Consider the following 17,756-nt stretch of genomic DNA (forward strand, 5'->3'; position numbering starts at 1 on the left):
GCTAACTAGATGAAAAAAAAATATTGTCTAGGAATTGATTACGGTACACAATCATGTAGGGCGTTATTGGTTGAAGTGGATACAGGCAATGAGATTGGGGATTATGAGCAGGCGTATCCTCACGCAGTTATGGAAGAGGTATTACCTGATATGATAACAAAATTACCACCTTATTGGGTACTTCAACATCCACAGGATTATTTATATTGTCTATCAACAGTTACAAAAGGGGTTTTGGAGAAATACAATGTAAATACAGAAGATGTAATTGGTGTAGGTGTTGATTTTACAGCATGTACTATATTGCCTGTTGACAAAAATATGGAACCCTTATGTTTTGATGAAAAATACAAGAGTAATCCGCATGCATATGTTAAGTTATGGAAACATCATGCTGCCCAAAAATATGCTGACAAGATTAATGAAGTAGCAGAAAAAAGAGGAGAAACTTTTCCAAAGTTATATGGTGGTAAAATTTCTTCTGAATGGCTTATTCCAAAAGTTATGCAAATTATTGATGAAGCTCCAGAAATCTATGGGGCAGCTGACCAATTTATCGAGGCAGGAGATTGGATTGTATATAAGTTAACTGGAGAAGTTAAGAGAAGCAGCTGTTTTGCAGGATATAAGGGGTTATGGCATAAGCGTAATGGTTATCCAACGAAGGAATTTCTAGGTGCGATAGATGAAAGATACAAAAATATAGTTGAGGATAAACTAAGTACAGATATTTACCCTCTTGGGGATAAAGCTGGTGAAATTAACCAAGTAGGTGCTAATCTTACTGGGTTGGACAAAGGGACAGCTGTTGCAGTAGCAATTATAGACGCACATGCAGCAGTACCAGCAGCTGGTATCTGTGAAGAAAGTAAAATGCTAATGATTATGGGAACTTCCACCTGTCATATGGTACTTAATAAAGATGAGATTATTGTACCTGGTATTTCAGGGCTTGTAGAAGATGGAATATTACCTGAATTTATAGGTTATGAAGCTGGTCAGGCATGTGTAGGTGATCATTTTGGCTGGTTTGTCAAGAACTGTATTTCTGAAAAGTACATCAATGAATGTAAAGAGAAAAATATTACTATTCATACATTATTAACTGAAAAAGCTTCAAAATTAAGAGTTGGGGAAAGCGGTTTAATTGCACTGGACTGGTGGAATGGTAATCGTTCAGTATTGGTTGATGCTAATTTGACAGGTTTAATCATGGGATGTACATTAACTACAAAACCAGAAGAAATATATAGGGCACTTATTGAAGCAACAGCTTTTGGAACTAAGATGATTATTGATACATTCAAGGAAAATGGTGTAGAAATAAAAGAATTATATGCGGCAGGGGGTATAGCACAGAAGAACTCTTTGATGATGCAGATATATTCAGATGTAACTAACATGGATATTCATATATGTGATTCCAACCAAGCCGTAGCTCTAGGTTCAGCCATGTTCGGTGCAGTGGCAGCAGGAAGAGTTAAAGGTGGTTACGATACAATAATTGAAGCTGTAGATAAGATGTCAAAAGTAAAAAAAGAATATTATAAGCCTATAAAAGAAAATAATGAAATCTATAAAAAATTATTTAATGAATATAAATTACTTCATGACTACTTTGGCAGAGGTGGTAATGACGTTATGAAGAGATTAAAAGATATTAAATTATCCTATAAATAAATGTTTGTTAGCCTCAGATAAGTTTACATAATTTTATTGTATTGTTTGAGTGTTATATCCAACAATATACAGTATTTCTAAATACTTATAGTGGATTATTATACTTGTAACATGTATAATTATTATATTATGTTAACTTAGGGGTGAATGAATTGAAAAATAAGAAGTTGGTTATTATAGTGATTAGCGCTCTTATATTAATAGCATCTATTACCACATTTTTATTAACTAAAAAAGAATATGAAGATATGACATATAATGAGTTTGTTAACTATGTTGAACAAAGTTCCGTTGGGGAAGTAACAATAATTGATGATAACACGTTGTATGTTAAGTTGAAAGATAATGACAAAACAGTATATAAAGTTCCTAATCCCTTGAAGGATGGTTTTAAAGAATATTTATTATTGCAGGATATTAAAGTAGGAGCTGGAAGTAGTTCTGGGCTTGAAAAAACTTTCCAGACTGTTGGTGTTGGATTACTTCTTATTGGAGTATTCTGGTATATCAGAAAAGGTTCAGGCAATAACAAGCAAGTTATAGTTGATGCCAATAAGAATAAGATAAACAATAACAATGTAGTCAATTTTAGCAATGTTGCTGGTAACGAAGAAGCAAAAGATTTAGTAGGAGATATTATTGATTTTATTAAGACACCAGAAAAATATTCTTCAATGGGAGCTAGAATGCCTAGAGGTGTATTATTATATGGTCCACCAGGAACAGGTAAAACTCTTATGGCTAAGGCTGTTGCTGGAGAAGCAGACGTACCTTATTATGCAGTAAGTGGTTCTGATTTTATACAGATGTATGTAGGGGTTGGAGCCAGCAGGATAAGACAATTATTCAAAAAAGCCAAAAAAAGCGAAAAAGCAGTTATTTTTATAGATGAGATTGATGCAATCGGTAAGACAAGAGCAGGTAAAGCTTCAGCAAGCAATGATGAAAGAGATCAAACATTAAATGCTCTTCTTACTGAGATGTCAGGTTTTAATGATAATGAGGGTATAGTAGTAATTGCTGCAACTAACCGTATTGATACACTTGACCCTGCATTACTTAGACCTGGTAGATTCGATAGACAGATTGAGATAGGGTTGCCAGACTATAATGCTAGAAGAGCTATAATATCTTTACATGCCAAGAATAAGCCTATTCATGATACAGTAGATATTGATAGTATAGCTAAGGATACAGTATACTTTAGTGGTGCCATGTTAGAAAATCTCATGAATGAGGCTGCTATAATTACAGCAAACAGTAATGAAAAAGCTATAAGAAAAGAACATATAGACAAAGCTTTCTATACAGTTATAGCTGGTGCAGAGAAAAAGGATAGAAGTAATATTACTGATAAAGACAGACAGATAACTGCATATCATGAAGCAGGACATGCACTCATGACAAAATTATTATTACCAGATAACATTATATCAAAAGTTACTATAATACCAAGTACCAGAGGTGCTGGTGGATTCAGTATGAGTATACCAAAAGATAAGATGTATCAGAGTAAAAAAGAAATTGTCAGTAATATAAAAGTTTTACTTGCAGGTAGAGTTGCTGAAGAAATCATTTTCGGAGAAGATGGTGTAACAACTGGTGCAAGTAACGATATTGAAAAAGCATCCAATCTTATAAAAGATTATATTGTAAAATATGGTATGGATGACAAGTTTGGATTATTCAATTTTGAATCAGCTGGTGTTAATGATATGGCAATAATAGATCAATGTAGAGAAGAAATCAAAAAAGCGTATATAAGTGCAAAAGATATAATAGAAAAAAACAGAGAATATCTTAGTAGAATTGCAAGTATGCTTATTGAAAAAGAAACTATTGATAATAATGATATAGAAGAGATTTGTGCTTAATATTTATAGTCATTGTTGTTAGTAAATGGCATAGGTAATAGCCATATTTATATTAAGTGGACAACGGAAATGGGTTGAAACCATATATAATGATAATCACTCTCGTTACATTTGTTGCTTTTATCTGATTTGAAAGGAATGGCAACAAGCTGTAAAAATTGTTCTTATCATTATATATGGTTTTTTATGTGTTTGGCGCTCTGGAGTTTGGTTGTTTTAAGATATCTAGCATTATTTAGTGTTAGGTATCTTTTTTTTATTATTTTATATTACTAGAATGTTTTTGGGGATTTTCGTTAGATAATTGTTGACATATACAGTCCAACTGTATATAATTACTTTATACAGTTGCACTGTATAGTTTTACTGTATAATAAGTTATGGGAGTATGATGAATGGATGAAAAAGAATAAGAATCTTCCTCTTACGGAGACGGTTTATTATATCCTTTTGGCATTGAATGAGCCGGCTCATGGATATTTGATTATGCAGAAGGTGGAAGAATTAAGTGATGGGCAAGTAAGAATAGCTGCGGGGACTTTGTATGGAGCTATTGAGAATTTATTGAAGTTAGGATTTATTATGCCTGTAAAGAGTGAGGATAAGAGACGAAAAGTCTATTTAATCACTGATAAGGGTAGAGAGATATTGCTTCTTGATTATAGAAGGATGCAGCATATTATAAAGACAACGGAAAGAAGTTTAGGGATGGGAGGTAGTGATACTGATGAAGAAATTTAAGATATTTGTTAATTTTGATAAGGAAGAGAAATGGTTGAATGAAATGGCTAGGAATGGATGGCAGTTGAAGGGGAAATCAACAAGATACAGATTTTGCAAAGAAGAGCCAGAGGATACAGTCATTAAGGTTGATTATAGAGTTTTCAATAAGAGGGATGCTTATGAAGATTACTTAATGTTGTTTAAAGATAGTGGTTGGGAACATATTTGCGGAAATCGTTCTTGTGGATCCCAATATTTTAGGAGAATTGATGAAAGAAGTGATTCTGATATATTTTCTGATATTTCATCAAAAGCTGGTAGATATAAAAGGTTAGCTGATGTATGGATGTCATTAGCATTGTGCTATTTTACTATTTTTATATCATTATGCTTATCTAAAAGTATTGATATAAATGCACTTCTACATCCAAGGTTATTATATTATACACCAGGATTATGGGAGAGGTCAGGAGCAGCATTTTGGAAAGGATTTTTATTTGAGACACCTTTTGCACTATTAAGAGGTTTTATATGGTACTTAATTCCTGTTTTTTTTATAGCATTTATTATTTTTGCATTATTATCAGAGAAAGAGTATAGAAAAATGAAAAAAGTTAAGATATAATAATTTTTTATATAGTTAATTATTATTGAAAGTAAGGAGAAAGGTTGATTTATCAACCTTTTTTTCTTATAAGAAAGTTCTTGAGGTTATTATATCAAAATAAAGTGTGAAAAATGTTATAAGAGAGTGGAACTTTTTACCATGTCCTTTCGTCTAACTGAGTATGGAAAAATTATGTAGTTATTTAAAATGTTAAGGAGGATATTTATGAAAAAAGTATTGAAGAGAGTTATGGCAACAGTATTATGTATTTTAACGTTGTCACAGGGCATTTATGCTAATGAATTAGTTGCTGTGAAAGAGAAAGAAGCGGATAGCAGCATATTGAAAGTGGATGAGGTTACAGAAATAGTAAAGAAAGAATTAAAAATAGGTAAAGAGTTTGAGTTAGAAGATTCAAGATTATCTACTGATGATTATTATCTTAAAAAAGTATGGAACTTGGTATTTAAATCAGATGATAAGAATATTCAGGTTAGAGTTGATGCCGAAACAGGTAAAATCATTGAATTTGAACATTGGGGTAGAAACGATGGTGAAGTATTAAAATATACTAAGGAGCAAGTTAGAAAAACAGCTGAAAAGTATATTGATGATAATTATGCTGATATAAAGAAGGAACTAGTTGAGATAGAAGAAGATAAGTTCAATAGATATATTTCTTATTATGGAAGAGATAATTATGTATTTATTTATGCTAGAAAATTAAGTAATGAAATATTTAAAGAAAATTATATATCAATATCTGTATCAGGAATAACTGGTGAAATTACTGGATTCAAAATTGTTTGGGATGATAGTAAATATACTAAGAAAAATAGTGAAATCTCTGAAAAAGAAGCGAGACTTATTTTTGAAAAAGAAGATGGACTGAAATTAAAATATATAAAAGTAAACAAAGAAGAGGATAAAAATACTATTTTAACTCTAAAACCTGTTTATTATTATGAGATAATAAATTCTGGGCTTCTTGATTCAGTAACTAAAAAATTCTATGATGTGGAAGATATATACTCATATAATAGAGATGAAATAGTTTATAATGACGCTGCAACAAATGAAAAGGAGGCTGGTGGTTTAGATAGGGGTCAAGAAATGATACCTGAGAAAGGTGCAATCTCTAGAGAAAAAGCCCAAAAGACTATTGTAGAAAAAATATCAAAAATAACTGATACCAAGAATCTTAATATTAAACGCAGTAATTACCAAGGTTGGTATAATGGAATAGACGGTAAATTCTGGAATATGACTTTAGAGAATGATGAAGATAACATATATGTAAATGTAACATTAGATGCAGATTCTGGAAAAATATTAGAAATAAATTATAATAAATATTCTTATAGGAATAATGACTCAATCAATAGATTAAAATTAGAATTAGCTTCTGGAGAATTAACAAAAGAAGATTTTGAAACGAAAGCAAAACTAATGTTAGCTGCAGGTGAAATAACAAAAGAGCAATATGATAATAGATCAAAAGATATTGAAAAAAATGCTAAAATAGATACTGATGCTCTAAATAAAAAAGCACAAAATATTATGAGTAATATGTTCCCTAATATAGACAAGAAGGATTATTCTATTGATATAGAACCATCACAAGATGAAAATGTTAAGGCATATGTAAAAGGTACAAGAGTAATTAATGATATTGAATATAATAGAAATGGTTTTTCTATGGAATTTGATGTAGAAACTAATGAAGTAGTAAGATTTTCATTTGAATGGTTCTACAATATAGAAGTTGAAGAACCAAAAACTATTATTGCTAAAGAAAAAGTAAGTGAAATATTTTATGACCAAGTTGGTTTTGACAAAGAGTTAATACAATTAAAAGATAAAGATAAAGAAGAAAAAGAAAATGTTTTATTACCATTAACAGATTTAGCTCTTGTCTATAAATTGAAGCCATATAGATTCTCATATATTGATGTTGAAAATGGTAAATTATTAGATTATAGCGGAGAAGAATACAAAGATAATGATGAGGCGGAGTATTTTACAGATATAAAAGGGAATAAATATGAACAATCAATAAAACTTATGAACAAAATGGGATTCATAAGAGAAACTAACGATAAATTTTCACCTAATGCAACACTAACTAAAAAAGATGCAATCAAATGGATTGTTCTAACACTATCAAGACAATATGAGTATATACCAAGTGCTAAACGAAATTACTATGGTAATGATGAAATCAGTTTCAAAGATATAGATGAAGATGATGAATATTATAGATATGTTGTTGATGCTGTAAGAATGAATATTATTGAAGATGGTAAGTACTTCAATAAAAATCATAAAGTAACTTTAATGGAAATGACAAAATGGATTATCAATGGTATGGGACAGAAAGATTTAGCTGAGTATACAGATATTTTTGCTAAAGAGCAAGGTGTAGCAGATAATGATCAAGGTTATATTGGATTAGCTAAATATTACAAATTAATTGAGGACACTACTAATATCAAAAAAACTAAATCAAGAGCAGAGACGATTGATATTTTATATGATTTTATTGCTAATCTAGAAGAAAGTAGTAAATAAATAATTTTATGAGGGGAGTTAACTTAGGTTCATAATGACCTAAGAAAGTAATTATATTAAGAGGGAATAGACTTTGTTAGGTCTATTCCCTTATATTATTTTTACGATAACTTATGGGAGAATATCCTGTAAGTTTTTTCATTTGTTTACTAAAATAGTATTGGTCATTATAACCGATGACTTCTGATATTTCTTTAATGGTTAGGCTGCTATATATCAGAAGCTGTTTTGCTTTTTTTATACGATACATATTAAGATATGTAATAATGCTTTTACCTGTATTGAACTTGAATATTTTACTAATATAATCTTTACTTAGACCAATATAATTAGAGATTTCCTCAACACTCAATTTTTCATAATAATGGTGTTTTATATACTCAAGAATCAGGTTAGTGATATCTTTTTGAGTATTGATAGGTGGTTCCACATCTGGACATATTTGTTCTAGGATACATTTGAAAAGTTGCAGCAAATAGATTTTGCAATCAAATTGCCAGTAAAAATGTTTTGAATTATAAGAATCAATTATTGACATATACAAGTGCTTTATTTTTTCAGGATTCTTGACTACTAGATAATCAGGGAACTCCAAACCATTAGAAAATATGATATTAGGTCTGATTAAATAATCATCTGGCAGGCGATCACTAAATAACAAATGACTTTTTTCAGTAAGATATTTATTAATGTGTTGATCACCATCAAAATAGATGAAATCAAAATGAATCCAATATATTTCAGGAGTTTGTTTTTTATCAAACCATAATCTAGTAGGGGTATTAGGTTTAACCAATACAAGGGTGCCTTTTTTTATATGTTTGTAATTACCTTTAATTGTCATATAGGCTTCACCTTTATTACAGTAAAACATCTCATAATCGTAGATTTTACGCTCATGATCGGGCCAATTATCTTTTTGGTAACCAGCTTGTCTCACAAATGGATTTATGTCATTCAAATCAACAATTATAGTCTTATCCATACCTATCACCTTTCCTATTAGATATCTTATTATTATAGCATAATCAATCTAGATGGTTAAGAGAATTACAAGATTAGTCATAAATAATTAGAGTTACCTGTTGTTACCCTTTGAACAACAACGGAATAATACAAAAAATAATTGGATTATCTATTTTATAATTTCTACAAGACATTATAATGAGTATTAATAACTTATAAATTTAAGGAGTGGTTGTATGGCTAGATTGGAAATAAAAAACAAAGAGTTTCATTATAATGGGGAACCTATAAGAATTATATCAGGAGCAATTCATTATTTTAGAACAGTTCCTGAATATTGGGAAGATCGATTGAAGAAGTTAAAGGCTTGTGGATTCAATACAGTTGAGACATATGTGGCTTGGAATATTCATGAACCAAAAGAAGGAGAATTCAATTTTGAAGGTATAGCAAATATAACAAGATTCGTAAAAATAGCTGAAGAGTTAGGGCTAATGGTAATAATTCGTCCTGGACCTTATATCTGTGCAGAATGGGAATTAGGCGGGTTACCTAGTTGGCTATTAAAATATCCTGACATAAAATTAAGATGTTATAACAGAACATATCTTGATAAAGTGGATGCTTTTTATAATAAGCTTCTACCATTATTGAAACCATTATTATGTACTAATGGCGGTCCTATAATAGCTTTTCAGATAGAAAATGAATATGGAAGTTATGGTAACGATAAAAAATACTTGAATTATCTAAGAGAAAGTCTGATAAATAGAGGTATTGATGTAATGTTGTTCACTTCAGATGGACCTACGGATATAATGCTTCAAGGAGGAACATTGCCTGAAATTTATAAAACTGCAAATTTTGGCTCTCGTCCAGAAGAAGCTTTTGATAAGCTGGGAGAATATGAGAAAAAAGGTCCAATGATGTGTATGGAATTTTGGAATGGTTGGTTTGACCATTGGGGTAGTGAACATTATACAAGAGAGCCCCAAGATGTAGTTAAAGATTTTGATTCATTGCTAGAAATGAACGGTAATGTTAATTTCTATATGTTCCATGGTGGAACTAATTTTGGATTTTATAATGGTGCTAATTATGATAAGGGAAAATTATTGCCAACTACAACAAGTTATGATTATGATGCTTTATTAACAGAAGCAGGAGATATGACAGAAAAATATTATGCTGTTAAAAATACCATAGCTTTTTATTTCAATATCCATAATGATATAGAAGTTGAAAACACTAAGAAGATAGCTTATGGGAAAGTAAAGATGGAGGAGCAAGCTGAGTTATTTGAACAGTTGAATATATTATCTAATCCTGTTGAGAATGCTACTCCATTACCAATGGAAAAATTAGATCAAAGTTACGGTTTTACATTATATAGAACAAAAGTAACTGGTCCAAAAGGTAATGTGAAATTAACAATCAATAAATGTAATGATAGAGGAATTATTTATCTAGATGGTAAGTTTCAAGGTATCATTGATAGAACTGAGCAAGTTGATAAAAAGATAGATATTATCATTGATAAAGAGGAAATGGTGTTAGATATACTTGTAGAAAATCTTGGAAGAGTAAACTATGGTACTCTCCTAGGTGAATACAATGGTATAACAGATAATGTACTTCTTGATTACCAACAGCAATTTGGTTGGGTCATGTATCCAATAGAGCTTAATAATATTGATAATATACAGTATAGTACTATTAAAGAACAAAGAACTCCATGTTTTTATAAGGGTTCATTTAACATAGATGAGATAGCTGATACTTTTATATTAATGGATAACTGGAAAAAGGGTATTGTATACATTAATGGATTCAACTTAGGCAGATATTGGGAAAAAGTACCTCAGAGAACATTATATGTACCTGCACCAATATTAAGAATGGGTAGGAATGAAGTGGTAATATTTGAATTGCATGGACATGATAGTGATGATGTAACATTGATGGATAGACCTAAATTTGATTAATTTTAACTGATTTATAGTGTATTTTCTTAAGTATAAAGATTACTTTGTTTTGTATGGACAAAGTAATCTTTTTATCGGCTTGATTTAGTTATGTATATTGAGGATATTGATAATAGTTGGTATAATAAAGTTAGTATTATAAAATAAAAAGGTAATAAGTACTAAAATAATTGTTGAAAATAGGTATAATTTACTAAAAGAATTTATTATAACGTTGTTTGGTGATTGGATTTTATATAGTTTAAGTATTAAAAATATAAAATAATTAATAATTTCATAGAAAAAGTTTGAATTATATTTTAAGTACAAAAGGATATGTAGATTAAGACAGTACTTGACAAATCATGGTAACTAATGAGAAAATAGCTATACATAGTCTTTAATTGATAGGATAACGTAATATTTACTACAAGGGAGTGGCACTATGTACAAGATGGATAACTATAACGATGATTTGTATCAATACTTGTTTGATAAATATTATAGACTTGTTTATACAACTGCATATAGAATAGTAAAGAATAAGGAAGACTGTGAGGAAATAACTCAAGATGCTTTTAGCATTGGATTTAAGAATATGAACAAAATTAAGAATTTTGACCATTTTAGAAATTATATTTTAAAAGCTGCCTATAATATAGCAATTACAAAGGCTAAGAAAAATACTGCTCGTAACAATTTATTTCCTACAACCATCAATGAGGAAATAAGTAGTGATAAAGATATTATAGGAGAGGCTTTTGAAGATATTTACGTAGAACAAATTATGGACAAGTTACCTCATGTTGATAGAGAGGTAATGTTGTTAAGCATTCAGGGGTATAAAGTTAGGGAAATTGCTCAACTATTAAGCATATCTGTACCAAATGCAAAAGTTAAATTGCATAGGACAAGAAAATTACTAATGCAGAATATGAAGGGGGAGTTAATTTATGAGAAACAGCAACAACAGCAACAAAAACAAAGCGTATAGTGAATTAGATGAAAAATTAAAGATTCATCTAGAAAACAGTATGAATAATGTACATATTGATGAGGATGCAAAAAATAAAATATGGAATAATCTAAGTAAGGAAATACATGAAGAACAATTAAAAAAGAAATTTAGGGTTAGAAGAACTTATAAAGCTGTAGTTACAGCGTGTATAGTGATAGTAGCATTGGTCACAGTTGATTTATCTAGTAACGCAAGTTTATTCAAAAGGTTACTAACTAGTGTAAGTGGTAATACAATCCAATTCCATTCAAGGGACTCTAAACCTTATGAAGAAAATAGAGATTCAGAGCTGGATGCTAAGGTAGCGGAGATTAATGAAAAAAATGGTAGTGAATTTATTTCACCTGTATTACCTGACAATTATACTCTTCAAAATGTAAATGATAATATAAATTTGTTAGTAATAACTTTGGTAGATAATAATAACAATCAATTATTAATTAAACAGAAAGATGTAAGGTTGAGTGAAACAGGTACAATAGCCAATTATAATTCGCTTCAATTTAATAAAAAAACCGTTAATAAGAATGGTATTGAATATACTATGCTAAACGGTGATAATTTAAATATAGGTATATTTGTTAAGGGAGATATTGAGTTTGAAGTTATTGGAATAGATTATTCTATAGTTTTTGAAACTACATTATCTTTATAATATTCTAGAAAGGGATGAATTTAATTCACCCCTTTTTCATTTTATATTATTTAGCTGTAACTTCAGGTGAGGTAATTATTTTAGCATAAGTTTCACCATCAACTGTAGCATAATGATAAGTTTTTACTCTGTATTTAGCCCCAATTGTTTGAGATGAATAAGTAGGATACTTACTAATGCTACTAGTATTATATGAAGTATAAGAATAAGTTTTTATTGTTGACCAAGAACCATTTTTGTTTTCTTGTAAGTTAATTTGTAACTCTAATTCATCACATGTTTGATTAGAAAATGTATTGCTATCAATTACTAGATAACCATTTGAAGAACTTATACTATCTGTACAATAAGATAATGGGTCATCAGCTGTATCTAATGTAGCTCTAAGTAGTGTATTACCAATTCTTGATTCTTCCACTATCATATGATCTCCTTGTGCATTAACTCCTACTGATAATACTGATGTTAATAAAACTGTTAATAATAATAATTTAATCTTTCTCATTTGTAATCATTCCTTTTCTTATTTATTTTATATTTTTTTTATCATAAAAACCTCTACATTTATATAAGGGCAAAAAGTCTTAAAAGGTTACAAAAATATTTAAAAAAATTCTTTTTCTACGCAATTAGTAAATTGTATGCTGCAAATAAAAGTGTCGATTATTGTTGAATCTATGCCTGTCTTCAAGTAATAAGAAATGATTTAAAAAAGTTTAAGTTTAATAATTGATAATTTTTGTATTAATTTTCCTATATATACATATAGGGTATATTATAAATCAATTAATACTATAAATCAACAATAATTATATAATAATCTTAATATTGTAATAATATTATATTATTGTTATATTGAGAAAGATGTATAACATTTATAGAATTAATACAATCAAGAATTAATATATGTGTTAAAAGGAGTCTGAATCAGTAAACAGGTAATAGTACCTATTTCTAAAATATGTCAAGAAATTTTTTTATTCATTGAGTCTAATATTGATTTATTATCAAAATGATTAGGATTTTTCTTTCTTAATTCAAGTTCATCCAATATCATGGAATAAACATTTTCATTGATAAAATATTTTTTTGTAATAATATAATAAACAATAATTGCCAATATCAATGGAACAATAGCTATTCCTATACGTAAAATCAATAGCATATTATCAGTGGCAGTAGCAATTATAGCATTAGCTTCTTGACTTCTCATACTTTCTGAAATTCCCACTGATGACTCAAGATCTGAAATCTTTTGTGAAAGACCATAAATACCACTTGAGATTAAAACAATGGTTACTATAGATTGCTGAACAGCTCCAGAAATCTTTGCAGTTAAAGGTCTTAATGAAAATGATACTGATTCATTTCTCTCACCAGTCAAATATTCATCATATTCTATAGTATTTGAAAATTGAACTAAGATAACTAAATAGATTAATCCGTATCCACCAAAAATAAGTATTCCACCAATACAAAAAGTTATGATACTATGAGGAAGAATAGGAATGTAACCTGTCAAGAAAAATACTATATATCCAATGATACTTAATCTAAAAGCATGTTTTACAATTTGCATACGATTGAATTTTTTAGTCAGTATAGGGTAAAGAGCTGTAGAAATCAAAGAAACAAGAGCGTATACTGCAATAAAGATAGTCATGTTCTTTCCATCATATCCAAATTCAAAGTAGAACATATTTATTCCAAGAGCATTAATAATTGATTGCAATAAATAATGGAAGAATAAAGCAATAGTTATCCATAATAATTGATCATTGCTTTTAATCATCTTGAACATCTTAGAAAAGGATACTTTTGGTTTATCATTCAAGACTCTTTCAGGTTTTTCTTTTACCAATAATACACAAATGATTTGACATACAATGAATAGAAGACCAACAAAGATAGCAATATTTCTATAAGCTGTGACCATATTTCCAGTAGTTAGGATAGGAACTAATCCACCCACAAAAAAAGCACCAACGTTAGCAAAGAGTGCAACTAAAGTTGTAAGCTGATCTCTAGTTCTTGGCTGACTTGATAAGGAGGGTAACATTGACCAGTAGGCAATATCATTCATGGTAAATGTCATGCCCCATAGTAAATAAGCTATTCCGAAGAAACATACAAAACCCCAGCCCTCAGGTCTAATCATGAATAGAGACATTATAATGAATCCATTAATTATAGCTCCTATAAATATCCATGGTTTAAATTTTCCCCACTTCGTATGAGTATTTTCTATTATCATACCCATTAGTGGGTCATTAACACCGTCCCATATCCTGCATAGAACGATTATGACTGTCAGAGCACTAAATTGGGATACACTAAGCCCCATAGTAAACTGTATGTAGGTTAATAAAAATAATGAGACTAAATTAAAAGCCGCATCTCGTCCAATACCTGTTGAAGAAAACACCCATTTTGAAACACTATCAACATCACAAACATAATTTGTTCTACCTAGATTTTTCATAGTATTCCCCCAAGAAATTTATTTTTTAACCTATGATTAATTCACAAAAAGCAATAGTTGACTCCTTTCAGGATGATATATTGTGTGTTAATACAATGATTCTTACTTTTTGCTGATTAATCTACCTATACAAAAATTATAGCAGATAACAATATTTTGTCAAATTGTGCATATAACCTATTTTAGTTAAATAATTTACATAAATAACTATTATTAATTAAGATATTATGCAATATGTATCGTAATAATAAAATAAAAAAATATGTATTAATGTTACAAAGATTAGATAATAATTATTAATATTACTAGTTCTTTGTTTTGTTATTAATACATATTTATAAAAAGGTATAAATAATAGTTGTATTATTCTTCTTCTATCTCTAGTGATTTTATACCATATTCTAATTTATCACTTAAGCTTATTAATTTATCTCTGATACGTAATCCTTCATCGCCTTGTTGAACAACAGGTTGATAATTATTATATTTTGCATCACCAGATAATCTAAAAGGTACTATAGAAAGTTTTATATCTATTATTTCTTTATCATCTAAATCTATTTGTTGTCTTAATAATATTGTATCAACGTCTTTATGTTTTTCGTCGTATAATATTTCATTTCCACCAAAAACAAAATTTCCAAGGCTATAGGCTATATATTTGTCATTGTATAACTCGATTCCTTGTAAAATGTGTGGGTGATGACCTATAACCATATCAGCTCCGCAGTCAATTGCAAAATGCCCTAATTTTTTTTGATACTCGGTAGGCGTATTATTGTACTCTATTCCCCAATGGAAAGAACATACGATTACATCAGCACCATCCTGATTGGCTTTCAGTATATCTTTTTTTACCTTATCAAATATATCTTCTGGCTCATCTTTGACCATGTGTCCTATAAATGCTACTTTAATGCTGTCAATATTTTTAATATGGATATACTCATTTCCTGTTACTCCTATACCTGCATCATTCATATTCGTAACTGTATCAATATATCCTTCCTCTAAGTAATCATAACTATGGTTGTTTGCTATATTTACAACCTCAATACTAGAGGATGTTAAAAAATTAGTATATTCTTTTGGTCCTTTGAATCTCCATTTTTTATTAGCAAGTTTTGTTGCATCCGTTAATGTCCCTTCAAAATTTATTAGTGTTATATCATCTGATTTAATCCATTTAAAAGCATTTTTAAATGGATATTCATAATCGTTATTATTAGCAGCTAGGACATCTTCAAATGATTTTCCTTTTGTAACTTCTGGAAAACTACCTAGAGTACAATCTCCTATGGCTGTGATGGTTAATGTTTTTCTATGGTGATTTACTATATCTGTATCCAATTCATCATCAGCACTAGATTTATCATCATTTTCTACTTTATCAGTGGTTTCTGTGTCAGTACTTGTAGTATTGGTATTATCACCACTTGTTTCCCTATCAATTATGGGATTATCCTCTTCGGATTTTAGATTACTGCATCCTCCAATCATAAGTATAAAACAGCTGATAGCTAAAATAGTAACTATGAAATTTTTTATTGTTTTTATCATATGTGCTCCCACCTATTTATTTATTTTCGCAGTCTCAATGTTTAAAAATTATAGTATTTTAATAATATTATAAGCTTTTACCTTAATAAATTCAATCGGTCTTTATTTTATAATTTTAGTCTAAGCATATGTGAATTTATTACTACTATTAATAACTAATAAAGACGAGAGAAGTATTTTTGGAATATTATAAAAAGATTACTGAAATAATAAAAGAAAGGTATGTAAGATATTTTCATACATATCAATAAAATTTAATATTTTTCTTTTCAATTAACAAGGTAATTTGTTATAATTAGTCATAAGTAAATATATGTATTTTTAATTAGTGTTACTGATAATAAAAAAATGATACTAATATTTTAAGTGATTTTATATTGATTTATAAAATTTGTGGATAAAGTTGTAGAATTTTCTTTAGTATGTTGAAAAATAAAATAATATTGACATTGTACTGAATATATTCTATAATTTCATGGCGATATTCTATCTTAGGAGGATTATTGATGGCAAATATTAGAGATGTTGCAAAAAAAGCTGGAGTTGGTATAGCTACAGTATCAAGATGTATAAATGAAGATGGATATGTTAGTCTTGAGGTTAGAGAAAGAATTCAAAAAGCCATAGATGAATTGAATTACAAACCAAATGCATTAGCAAGAGCTATTTTTACTAAAAGTTCTATGATGTTAGGGCTAATAATTCCCAATATTGTAAATCCGTTTTACCCCGAACTAGCAACAGGTATAGAAAACCGAGCAAGAGAGAGAGGGTATAATATTGTATTAAGCAATACTGAATATAGTAAGAATAATGAACAGAATATTATAGAAATGATGCAGAGACATCGTGTTGATGGAATTATAGTTGCTAATCCCCAATGTTCAGAAGAATATATAAATAGTGATATCCCTGTAGTATCTATAGAAAAGAAGATTTCCAAAGATATTACATTTATCGCTTCAGATTATTTTAAAGGTGGAGAACTAGTAGCAGAGTATATTATAAAAAATAACTTAAAAAAGATTCTGCATATAAAAGTTCCGGATAATATTATAACATCTTCAAAAAGGTTTGGTGGTTTTGAATCTAAATTGAAGGAAAAAGGAATTAAATGTGATATTATCGAAGGTATCTATGGTGAGGATATTTCTAATATAAAAAATCGTCTTAGCAATTATGAGATTGTATTCGTTTGGAATGACGATTTAGCAATATCCCTGATGAGTGAGTGCTATAAGATTGGACTTAATGTGCCAGATGATATTCAAATAATTGGTTTTGATAATATATATTATAGTAGTAAAACAAGTCCACCTCTTACTACTGTTGGTCAGTCAATTCAAAAAATGGGTGAGACTTCAGTTGATTTAATTATAGAACAAATAGAAAATAAAAAAACAGTAGACAATGAGCATATTTTCAATGTAGAATTTATACAACGAAGTTCAACTAAACCACGTGAAAAGTAAAGTGAAACTGCAGGTTACCTTTATCAAATTGATATTTTCTCTCAGCAACGATGTTAGTATAGAATAATACATAGAATTATTCAGTAATAAAATAAGAAATTTATGGATTAAGGAACAATCATAAGATTGTTCTTTTTTAAACCCAAAATCCTTTATTCATAAAAATAATCAACTATTTTTATAG

13 protein-coding genes are annotated in these 17,756 nt (G+C 29.1%); 9 read left to right on the forward strand and 4 right to left on the reverse strand.

Going from position 1 to position 17,756, the window contains the following annotated elements; translation table 11 throughout:
• The first annotated feature begins 9 nt into the window (after positions 1-9).
• The 5 genes from AACQ14_RS07360 (at position 10) to AACQ14_RS07380 (ending at position 7,455) form a co-directional block, all read left to right on the forward strand.
• Positions 10-1,680 carry a ribulokinase gene (locus AACQ14_RS07360; protein WP_339362937.1) on the forward strand — a complete coding sequence of 557 codons (1,671 nt, stop codon included), beginning with the start codon at positions 10-12 and terminating at the stop codon, positions 1,678-1,680.
• A gap of 143 nt (positions 1,681-1,823) precedes the next feature.
• Positions 1,824-3,554 (forward strand): ATP-dependent metallopeptidase FtsH/Yme1/Tma family protein, encoded by a 1,731-nt coding sequence (locus tag AACQ14_RS07365; protein ID WP_423247988.1) that lies wholly within the window; start codon positions 1,824-1,826, stop codon positions 3,552-3,554.
• 399 nt (positions 3,555-3,953) lie between these two features.
• On the forward strand, positions 3,954-4,295 hold the full coding sequence (locus tag AACQ14_RS07370) for a PadR family transcriptional regulator (protein ID WP_339362939.1): 342 nt from the start codon (positions 3,954-3,956) through the stop codon (positions 4,293-4,295).
• A complete protein-coding gene (locus tag AACQ14_RS07375; RefSeq protein WP_339362940.1) occupies positions 4,282-4,902 on the forward strand; it encodes a DUF2812 domain-containing protein in 621 nt (206 codons plus the stop codon). Before AACQ14_RS07370 ends, AACQ14_RS07375 begins: the two co-directional genes overlap by 14 nt.
• Before the next feature lie 207 nt (positions 4,903-5,109).
• Positions 5,110-7,455 carry an S-layer homology domain-containing protein gene (locus AACQ14_RS07380; protein WP_339362941.1) on the forward strand — a complete coding sequence of 782 codons (2,346 nt, stop codon included), beginning with the start codon at positions 5,110-5,112 and terminating at the stop codon, positions 7,453-7,455.
• A gap of 82 nt (positions 7,456-7,537) precedes the next feature.
• Here the strand turns inward: AACQ14_RS07380 and AACQ14_RS07385 are convergent, their stop codons facing one another.
• Entirely contained in the window at positions 7,538-8,440 is a 903-nt protein-coding gene (locus AACQ14_RS07385) for an AraC family transcriptional regulator (protein ID WP_339362942.1), read from the reverse strand.
• Positions 8,441-8,657: 217 nt separating this feature from the next.
• Here AACQ14_RS07385 and AACQ14_RS07390 point away from each other — a divergent pair, with 217 nt between their 5' ends.
• The 3 genes from AACQ14_RS07390 (at position 8,658) to AACQ14_RS07400 (ending at position 12,058) form a co-directional block, all read left to right on the forward strand.
• A complete protein-coding gene (locus AACQ14_RS07390) occupies positions 8,658-10,406 on the forward strand; it encodes a glycoside hydrolase family 35 protein (RefSeq protein WP_339362943.1) in 1,749 nt (582 codons plus the stop codon).
• Between the two features lie 424 nt (positions 10,407-10,830).
• Positions 10,831-11,379, forward strand: coding sequence for an RNA polymerase sigma factor (locus tag AACQ14_RS07395; protein WP_339362944.1), 549 nt, complete (start codon positions 10,831-10,833; stop codon positions 11,377-11,379).
• Positions 11,339-12,058: a hypothetical protein gene (locus AACQ14_RS07400; protein ID WP_339362945.1), complete on the forward strand. Its 720-nt coding sequence runs from the start codon at positions 11,339-11,341 to the stop codon at positions 12,056-12,058. Before AACQ14_RS07395 ends, AACQ14_RS07400 begins: the two co-directional genes overlap by 41 nt.
• 46 nt (positions 12,059-12,104) lie before the next feature.
• On the opposite strand, the gene AACQ14_RS07405 is transcribed toward AACQ14_RS07400, so the two are convergent.
• From AACQ14_RS07405 to AACQ14_RS07415, 3 genes are all read right to left on the reverse strand, one after another.
• Positions 12,105-12,563: a hypothetical protein gene (locus AACQ14_RS07405; protein WP_339362946.1), complete on the reverse strand. Its 459-nt coding sequence runs from the start codon at positions 12,561-12,563 to the stop codon at positions 12,105-12,107.
• Positions 12,564-13,022: 459 nt separating this feature from the next.
• Positions 13,023-14,540, reverse strand: a complete 1,518-nt coding sequence (locus AACQ14_RS07410) for a glycoside-pentoside-hexuronide (GPH):cation symporter (RefSeq protein WP_339362947.1) — start codon at positions 14,538-14,540, stop codon at positions 13,023-13,025.
• 363 nt (positions 14,541-14,903) lie between these two features.
• The gene (locus AACQ14_RS07415; protein ID WP_339362948.1) at positions 14,904-16,100 is read right to left on the reverse strand and encodes a CapA family protein; all 1,197 of its coding nucleotides are present in this window, start codon (positions 16,098-16,100) and stop codon (positions 14,904-14,906) included.
• Between the two features lie 506 nt (positions 16,101-16,606).
• On the opposite strand from AACQ14_RS07415, the gene AACQ14_RS07420 reads away from it, so the two are divergent.
• Positions 16,607-17,572, forward strand: a complete 966-nt coding sequence (locus AACQ14_RS07420; RefSeq protein ID WP_339362949.1) for a LacI family DNA-binding transcriptional regulator — start codon at positions 16,607-16,609, stop codon at positions 17,570-17,572.
• Positions 17,573-17,756: the final 184 nt, after the last annotated feature.

Origin of the sequence: Vallitalea maricola (assembly GCF_036985595.1) — a bacterium.
In the GTDB taxonomy this organism is placed as follows: domain Bacteria; phylum Bacillota; class Clostridia; order Lachnospirales; family Vallitaleaceae; genus Vallitalea; species Vallitalea maricola.

Coding starts and splice junctions, on each gene's coding strand:
- AACQ14_RS07360 (WP_339362937.1), top strand. CDS start 10: ATGAAAAAAAAATATTGTCTAGGAATTGATTACGGTACACAATCATGT.
- AACQ14_RS07370 (WP_339362939.1), top strand. CDS start 3,954: ATGAAAAAGAATAAGAATCTTCCTCTTACGGAGACGGTTTATTATATC.
- AACQ14_RS07410 (WP_339362947.1), bottom strand. CDS start 14,540: ATGAAAAATCTAGGTAGAACAAATTATGTTTGTGATGTTGATAGTGTT.
- AACQ14_RS07415 (WP_339362948.1), bottom strand. CDS start 16,100: ATGATAAAAACAATAAAAAATTTCATAGTTACTATTTTAGCTATCAGC.
- AACQ14_RS07420 (WP_339362949.1), top strand. CDS start 16,607: ATGGCAAATATTAGAGATGTTGCAAAAAAAGCTGGAGTTGGTATAGCT.
- AACQ14_RS07405 (WP_339362946.1), bottom strand. CDS start 12,563: ATGAGAAAGATTAAATTATTATTATTAACAGTTTTATTAACATCAGTA.
- AACQ14_RS07395 (WP_339362944.1), top strand. CDS start 10,831: ATGTACAAGATGGATAACTATAACGATGATTTGTATCAATACTTGTTT.
- AACQ14_RS07390 (WP_339362943.1), top strand. CDS start 8,658: ATGGCTAGATTGGAAATAAAAAACAAAGAGTTTCATTATAATGGGGAA.
- AACQ14_RS07385 (WP_339362942.1), bottom strand. CDS start 8,440: ATGGATAAGACTATAATTGTTGATTTGAATGACATAAATCCATTTGTG.
- AACQ14_RS07380 (WP_339362941.1), top strand. CDS start 5,110: ATGAAAAAAGTATTGAAGAGAGTTATGGCAACAGTATTATGTATTTTA.
- AACQ14_RS07375 (WP_339362940.1), top strand. CDS start 4,282: ATGAAGAAATTTAAGATATTTGTTAATTTTGATAAGGAAGAGAAATGG.
- AACQ14_RS07400 (WP_339362945.1), top strand. CDS start 11,339: ATGAGAAACAGCAACAACAGCAACAAAAACAAAGCGTATAGTGAATTA.